Genomic DNA, 1,449 nt, shown 5'->3' on the forward strand with positions numbered 1-1,449 from the left:
CCGGCCTCGTGCAACTCACAACTTCCATTCACCATTCGAGGTCTTCGCCGCGACCCTCGCATCAGCAAGTCAACCTCAAAGCTCTAAACATTAATCCCGCCGTTGCGCTTCACTCTTGAAACCGCCGATCGATACCGTACTTCAGATTCGGCGCCTCCTTCGCGATCTGCTTCGACAGTAGGGGCAAAGAGATAACCATCGCCACACGCCCCTGCTTGAACAGGTTCTGTACGCCTTCACGGCAATACCCGGTGACCCCCGCTTCGGTCAGACCCGCGTCTATCATCGTTTTGTACAGCGTTGCGGCCTTCACGCCAGCCTGCGAATTGAAAGCAGCCTTGCCGTCCTTGCCGATCACGTCTCCGCCGTAGCTCCAGAGTGCATAATAGAAATAGACATCTGTCTCGATCTCTTTGCCTTGAAGACCAAAGCCGGCGATTCCCATCGCTTTCAGCTTCTTCGACGCATCGATTACGTCGTTCCACGTCTTCGGACCATTCGGATAACCAGCTTTCGCAAGCAGGTCCTTGTTGTAGTACAGCGCGCGTGTTGAAGCAGCGATCGGCAAGCCATACACCTTCCCTTTGATTTCACCTGGTGCCAGCATCTGGCCAATGAAGCGGTCCTTGAGCCTCGCGTCCATGTAGCCATCAAGGGGCTCGGCGACGTCGTCCTTAACGAAGTCCAGCAACCAGCGGGTACCGACAATCGCCAGGTCCGAGTTCGCGCCACCCATGATGTCCGTCTGGAGCTTCTGTTGCAGCGTGTCCCAGTTTACTTCTTCGACCTTGATTGTCGTACCAGGGTAGGCTTTCTCGAACTCCTGAGCCATCTTGTTGAAGTATGGGCCAGTCGCGTCACTGTAGTGCGAGACGGTGATCCGGACCGTGTCGGCGTGTGCCGCTACTGCAATACCTGCAAACGCAAGCCCTACGGCAATCTTGCTCAGCGTGAAAGACTCAAGTACTTGCTTGCGACGGAGAATCAGCCTGCTCATGGGGTCGCTCCCGCTTGTGCGCCCTTGCCCGATAGGCAGGGAGCGCTCCCTCTAGAATAGTCCGGGCCAGCACGCGGCCTCCGCTATTTTCCCGCGTGGGAACAAGACGGCAGGGAACGCTGGGAGACGGCAACACGCCGGAAACCGCGCCTCCTGCCGGGGTCGTCAATGTCGCTGACTGGTACTAGCGGCATTGCCTTTTTTGGGACAAAGGTGCGGCGTGTTGTGCAGTCCGTTATCCTCATCAAGGAAGTGGAGCGACCCCGACTGGCCGTTATACCCGGTAAGCCGCCGCTTCGGTCGCGCGGGGTCGGACGACCGCAAGGGGTCGACGAACGAAACCGCTCGCGCGGTAGAGGGCTCCGGTCCGACGCGGGAGGTCAGGGCGAGGCCGGTCACGCGGTTTTATGTTGGCGAATGAGGCAATCCGCCTCGTTCTCCAGCAGGAGCCG

Annotated in this window: 1 pseudogene; it reads right to left on the reverse strand. The window is 58.6% G+C overall.

Annotated elements, in window-relative coordinates:
• Nucleotides 1-127: 127 nt before the first annotated feature.
• Nucleotides 128-997: pseudogene (locus F6X40_RS41415) on the reverse strand (ABC transporter substrate-binding protein); the annotation flags it as partial.
• Nucleotides 998-1,449: the final 452 nt, after the last annotated feature.

Origin of the sequence: Paraburkholderia sp. UCT31 (genome assembly GCF_014397655.1) — a bacterium.
In the GTDB taxonomy this organism is placed as follows: Bacteria; Pseudomonadota; Gammaproteobacteria; order Burkholderiales; family Burkholderiaceae; genus Paraburkholderia; species Paraburkholderia tuberum.